This window comes from Actinomadura geliboluensis (genome assembly GCF_005889745.1).
Classification (GTDB): Bacteria; Actinomycetota; Actinomycetes; order Streptosporangiales; family Streptosporangiaceae; genus Spirillospora; species Spirillospora geliboluensis.
The window spans coordinates 1-5,495 of record NZ_VCKZ01000535.1 but is presented as its reverse complement, the minus strand read 5'-3'; the positions used below and the strand labels follow the sequence as shown (position 1 = coordinate 5,495).

8 protein-coding genes are annotated in these 5,495 nt (G+C 70.8%); 6 read left to right on the top strand and 2 right to left on the bottom strand.

The window, feature by feature from the left end; translation table 11 throughout:
• The 5 genes from ETD96_RS40655 to ETD96_RS40635 form a co-directional block, all read left to right on the top strand.
• Positions 1 to 811: arginine deiminase (locus ETD96_RS40655; protein WP_240808573.1), on the top strand; the 811-nt coding region annotated here is incomplete at its 5' end.
• Positions 808 to 1,743, top strand: a complete 936-nt coding sequence (gene argF / locus ETD96_RS40650; protein WP_138641809.1) for an ornithine carbamoyltransferase — start codon at positions 808 to 810, stop codon at positions 1,741 to 1,743. The genes ETD96_RS40655 and argF, both read left to right, overlap by 4 nt.
• Positions 1,740 to 2,651 (top strand): carbamate kinase, encoded by a 912-nt coding sequence (locus tag ETD96_RS40645; RefSeq protein WP_138641808.1) that lies wholly within the window; start codon positions 1,740 to 1,742, stop codon positions 2,649 to 2,651. The genes argF and ETD96_RS40645 overlap by 4 nt, the downstream gene beginning before the upstream one ends.
• 86 nt (positions 2,652 to 2,737) lie before the next feature.
• Complete coding sequence (locus tag ETD96_RS40640) at positions 2,738 to 3,190, top strand: pyridoxamine 5'-phosphate oxidase family protein (protein WP_138641807.1); 453 nt, start codon at positions 2,738 to 2,740, stop codon at positions 3,188 to 3,190.
• An 89-nt stretch (positions 3,191 to 3,279) separates the two neighbouring features.
• Positions 3,280 to 3,711: a pyridoxamine 5'-phosphate oxidase family protein gene (locus tag ETD96_RS40635; protein WP_138641806.1), complete on the top strand. Its 432-nt coding sequence runs from the start codon at positions 3,280 to 3,282 to the stop codon at positions 3,709 to 3,711.
• A gap of 122 nt (positions 3,712 to 3,833) precedes the next feature.
• On the opposite strand, the gene ETD96_RS40630 is transcribed toward ETD96_RS40635, so the two are convergent.
• Positions 3,834 to 4,397, bottom strand: coding sequence for a DoxX family membrane protein (locus ETD96_RS40630; RefSeq protein ID WP_138641805.1), 564 nt, complete (start codon positions 4,395 to 4,397; stop codon positions 3,834 to 3,836).
• Positions 4,398 to 4,854: 457 nt separating this feature from the next.
• Here ETD96_RS40630 and ETD96_RS40625 point away from each other — a divergent pair, with 457 nt between their 5' ends.
• Positions 4,855 to 5,046: a hypothetical protein gene (locus tag ETD96_RS40625; RefSeq protein ID WP_138641804.1), complete on the top strand. Its 192-nt coding sequence runs from the start codon at positions 4,855 to 4,857 to the stop codon at positions 5,044 to 5,046.
• Positions 5,047 to 5,121: 75 nt separating this feature from the next.
• On the opposite strand, the gene ETD96_RS40620 is transcribed toward ETD96_RS40625, so the two are convergent.
• Positions 5,122 to 5,495: sensor histidine kinase (locus tag ETD96_RS40620; RefSeq protein WP_240808572.1), on the bottom strand; the 374-nt coding region annotated here is incomplete at its 5' end.

Genomic DNA, 5,495 nt, shown 5'->3' with positions numbered 1-5,495 from the left:
GCTCCTGGCCTCCCTCGACGACGGCGACTTCGTCCTGCCGCCCCTGCCCAACCACCTCTACACCCGCGACCCCTCCGCCTGGATCCACGGCGGCGTGACGCTGCATCCGATGGCCAAACCCGCGCGCCGCCGCGAAACCATCCACCTGGACACCCTCTACCGGCACCACCCCATGTTCACCGGCACCGACATCCCCGTCTGGTACCGGGGCACCGACTTCGCCCTGCCCTCCATCGAAGGCGGCGACATCCACGTCCTCGGCGACGGCGTCGTCCTCATCGGCATGAGCGAACGCACCACACCCCAGGCCATCGAACTCCTCGCCCAGCGGCTGTTCGCCGCCGGCCGGGCCCACCACATCATCGCCGCGCAACTGCCCAAGCAGCGCGCGTTCATGCACCTGGACACCGTCATGACCATGGTCGACCGCGACGCCTTCGCCGTCTACCCCGAACTCCCCCCGCTGCGGTCCTACAGCCTCACCCCCGGCACCGGCGGCACCGTCACCGTCGACGACAACGACGCGCTGTTCCCCGCGATCGCCCGCGCCCTCGGCCTGCCCCGCGTCCGCGTCCTGTCCGCCGCACAGGACGTGCGGGCAGCCGAACGCGAGCAATGGGACGACGGCGACAACGTCCTGGCCCTCGAACCCGGCGTCGTCGTCGCCTACGAACGCAACATCACCACCAACACCATGCTCCGCCGCAACGGCATCGAAGTCATCACCATCCCCGGCGGCGAACTCGGCCGCGGACGCGGCGGCCCCCGCTGCATGAGCTGCCCCCTCCAACGCGACGAGGTGCCCCTGTGAAAGACCTGCTGCACGTCACCGACCTGACCACCGGCGACCTGACCCGGCTGCTCGACCTCGCCAACGGCTTCCAGGACGACCCCAGGTCGGCGAGTCACCTGCTCGCCCACCGGATCGTGCCGATGTACTTCGCCAAACCGTCCACCCGCACCCGCCTGTCCACCGCCGCAGCGGTCACCCGGCTCGGCGGCACACCCATCGCCATCGGCCCCGACGAACTACAACTGCGCCGGGGCGAGACCATCGCCGACACCGCCCGCGTCATGGGCTCCTACGCCGCCGCCATCGTGATCCGCACGTACGCCGACGCCGACGTCACCGACCTCGCCGCCGCAGCGCCCATCCCGGTCGTCAACGCCCTGACCGACGGACACCACCCACTCCAAGCCATCGCCGACCTGCTCACCGTCCAGGAACACTTCGGACAGCTCCGCGGCCATCGCATCGCCTACGTCGGAGACGGCGGCAACGTCGCCCGCAGCCTCATGGAGGCCGCGGCCCTCGCGGGGATGGACATCGCCGTGGCGACTCCACCCGGGTACGAGCCTCCGGACGAGGCCGTCGCCTTCACCGCCGCCGAGGTCGACCGGAACGGCGGCGGCTTCCTCCTCACCACCGACCCCGTCGAGGCGGTCAAGGGCGCCTCCGTCGTCTACACCGACGTCTGGCTGTCCATGGGCGACCCTGAAGAGGATCAGGCACGCCGCCGGAAGGCGCTCACGCCCTACCGGGTGGACGAGAACCTCATGGCGCTCGCCCGCGACGACGCCGTCTTCATGCACTGCCTGCCCGCCCACCGCGGCCAGGAGGTCACCCCCGGCGTCATCGACGGTGGCCGCTCCCTGGCGTTCCGGCAGGCCGCCAACCGGCTGCCCGCCACCCAGGCCGTGCTGTACGCGCTGCTCACCGACCGCTTGAACGGACGGCCATGAGGGTCGTCGCCGCCCTCGGCGGCAACGCGCTGCTCCACCGGGGCGAACCGCTCGACGCGTCCGTCCAGATCGGGCACATCCGTGAGGCGGTACGCGGCCTGGCCACCGCAGCGTCCGGAAGCGAACTGGTCATCACCCACGGCAACGGCCCGCAGGTCGGGCTACTGGCCGTGGAGAGCGCCGCCGACCCGGCACTCTCCACGCCCTACCCCCTCGACGTCCTCGGCGCCCAGACCCAAGGCATGATCGGCTACTGGCTCGCCCGCGAACTACGCCGCGCCCTCCCCGGCCGCGAGGTCGTCGCCGTGCTCACCGAGACCGTCGTCGCCTTGGACGACCCGGCGTTCACCCACCCGACAAAGTTCGTCGGCCGCTCCTACGCGGCTCACGAGGCGCACAGGCTGCGGGCCGAGCACAGCTGGGCCGTCCGCCAGGACGGAGCGGCCTGGCGCCGGGTCGTCCCCTCCCCCGAGCCCCGCGCCATCGTGGAACTCCCCACGATCGCCCGGCTCGTCGACGACGGCTGCCTGGTCATCGCCGCCGGTGGGGGCGGCGTCCCGGTGGACCCGCATCATCGGGGAGTCGAGGCCGTGGTGGACAAGGACCTGACGGCGGCGCTCCTCGCCGAACACCTCAAAGCCGACATGCTGCTGCTCCTCACCGACGTCCCGGCCGTCATGCGCGACTACGGGACGGCGGACGCCCGTCCCATCGGTCAGATCACTCCTCGGGCATTGCGGGCGCTGGATTTGCCGGCCGGGTCCATGGGCCCCAAGGCGGAGGCGGCGTGCCGCTTCGCCGAGCACCGCCACGGCGCCGTCGCGGTCATCGGAGCGCTCGCCGACATCCCCGCGCTGCTGTCCGGCACTGCGGGCACCCGCATCGAGAACGGGAAGCCCTGCCGCTGACCGAACCGGGGCCTACCGGGGAAGACTTCCCTTGGGGTTTTCGTCCCTGCCGGGAAGGTGGTCGAGGCGACCATGATTGGAGGACCATGAGTGAGGAACTGCAGCGCCTTGATCCGGCCGTCTGTCTGACGCTTCTCCAGCAGGTTGCCGTCGGGCGGATCGCATGGGCCCAGGACGACGGGACCGTCACCGTCCTGCCGGTCAACTTCGTCATGGACGGCGAGACGGTCGTCTTCGCCACCGCCCCTGGCGCCAAACTCGAAGCCGTCCGCGGCGGGCGTCCGCTCACCTTCGAAGCCGACGACCTGGAACCGGCACTCCGGACCGCTTGGAGCATCCTCATCACCGGCCACGCCGACATCGTCACCGACCCGAGCGAGACCGAACGCCTGCGGAAACTACCGCTCACCCCCTGGATCCACTCCCCCAAGGACTCCTTCGTTCGGCTGACGCCCCGCCACATCAGCGGACGCCGCATCCCGCTGCACCCCGGCGGAGTCACCACAGAACACATCAACCCAACGAACGACTCCACCTGACCACCGGCACGCGCGTCCTGCGGCGGCGATGCGGCGCCGGGGACCTTCGTCCCTGCCACCTGCGGCCGCCACCAGGGCAGCCTGGAGGCATGCAGCTCGACAAGAGCGGCCTGCAGCCCCTTGACCAGGACGAGTGCCGCACCCTCCTCGCACAAACCGTGATCGGACGTATCGTCTTCACCCACCGGGCGCTCCCGGCCGTCCAGCCGGTCAACTACACGCTCAGCCACGGCGACATCGTGATCAAGGTGTCCCGCTCGTCCAGGCTCGCCACGGCCGCCGCCGACACCGTCGTGGCCTTCGAGATCGACCACCACGACACCGACACCCGGACCGGTTGGTCGGTCGTCGCCGTCGGCCACGCCCGCCGCGTCACCGACCCCCGCGAGATCGCCGCCCTGGAAACCCTGCCCCTGCGCACATGGGCACCCAGGGAACGCGACACCTTCATCCGCATCCACCCCGAACTCATCACCGGCCGCCGCATCAACAGCACCGCCGAAGCGGCCAGCACACCCTGAACCCACTACATCGCTTACCGGGCCTTCGTCCGCGCCAAGACCGCCTGCCTACGGCGGATGACGCAACAGCAGGACGCCCGCCGGGTGGGGCGGGCGTCCTTGTGGGATGTTGCTGTTGTTGGCTACTTGAGGAAGGGGAAGCGCTTGGCCAGGGCGGTGCCGCTCCACCAGCGGCCCAGGCCCAGGGTGTCGCCGGCGCTGACCAGCGCGAGCCCGATGATCAGGATCGCGTAGACGATGTGGTCGTCCATGAACAGGTTGTTCTCCGGAGGCAGGACCGCCGTCCACATCATGACCAGCAGTGCCGCGCCGCCGGCGGCGGCGATCCGCATCCCGATGCCCAGCATCAGCGCCGCACCGACCCCGGCCAGACCGATCATGAACAGCCAGTCCGCCCACGCCGCACCGGCCAGATCGTTGTAGAACCCCGCGAACGGGCCCTTGGGAGCGTGCGCCAGGAACCCCTCGGTCGGGCTCCCGCCGTCCAGCCAGCCCTTCCCGGCCGGAGTCGCGTGGCCCAGACCGAAGACCTTGTCCACGAACGCCCACACGAAGATCCAGCCCAGCGCCAACCGGGCCGCAGCCCAGGCGTAGCGGGCGGCGGGCGTCTCGGTCAGCGGCCTCGGCGCCACCACCCGAATCAGGGTGCCGCGCCCCGCGTGCGTCTTGTGCTCGGAGACTGCCATCGCCGTCTCACCTTCCATCACATCGCCGGTTCCATCACCTATGACTCAACCCTCATCGCGGGACGCGCTGTAGGTCCCTTCGGCGCACGATCAACGGGACAAAAGTCCCCGCGTACAGCGGGTTGACGGGACTGAAGGTCCCTCGCCACCGGGGCTCCGGCCTCTGCCGGCACCGGCCGCCGGACGCCTAGCGTCGCCTCAGGCTGGTCGGAAGGGGACGGCGTCATGAAACGGGCGACGATGTGGACGCGTGTGAACCGCTGGCGCCGCCGTTGCGGTTTCGACGGCAATGACCTGCGGCGGGACGTGGACCGCGCCCAATGGAGGCTCGGCCTGGCCATGCTCATCCTGTTCTTCGGCGGCCCGGCCGGACGGAACCCGCCAGACGGGTCGGTACACGACCTGGCCCGGATCCAGTGTCGGAAGCCGCGTCACGGTCTGGGCCGGGCCCGGCACCGTGTCGCTGCTCCCGCCACGGCGGCACCCCGAGACCATCACCCGGACCGGACTGGCCGTCACCGGCGTCACACTGACCACGGGAGCGCTGCTGTTCGGCCTCTACCAGCTGGCCCGACGCAGGTACGACCAACGACGCGACCAGCTCTGGGACGCCGCCTGGGCGCACCTCGACAACCACCGCATCCGCTGATGGCGCGGGGGCGCTGGTGTGATCGGCGTTCCCATCGGCGCGGCTCGATGACCGGGGCGGTGACCTTGATTCGGGTCAGGCTTCCTTGAGCGGCGCCGTCCAGGTCAGGACCGTGCCGCCATCTGGGCGGGGTTCGGCGGTGAACGAGCCGCCGAGCTTTTCGGCGCGTTCGCTCATGTTGCGCAGGCCGCTGCGGCGGCCTCCTTGGGGGATGCCGACGCCGTCGTCCTCCACCCGCAGACACAACACGTCATCGACGTCGATGGCCACGGTGACCTGCGACGCGCGGGCGTGACGCGCCACGTTGGACAGGGCCTCCCGCACGACGGCCTGCAGATGCTCGCCGATCTCGTCATCGACCGCGGTGTCCAGCAGCCCGTCCAGCCGCACCGACGGCGCGAACCCCAACTGCTCGGCGGCGGCGTCCACCAGCGCGTGCACCCGGCTGC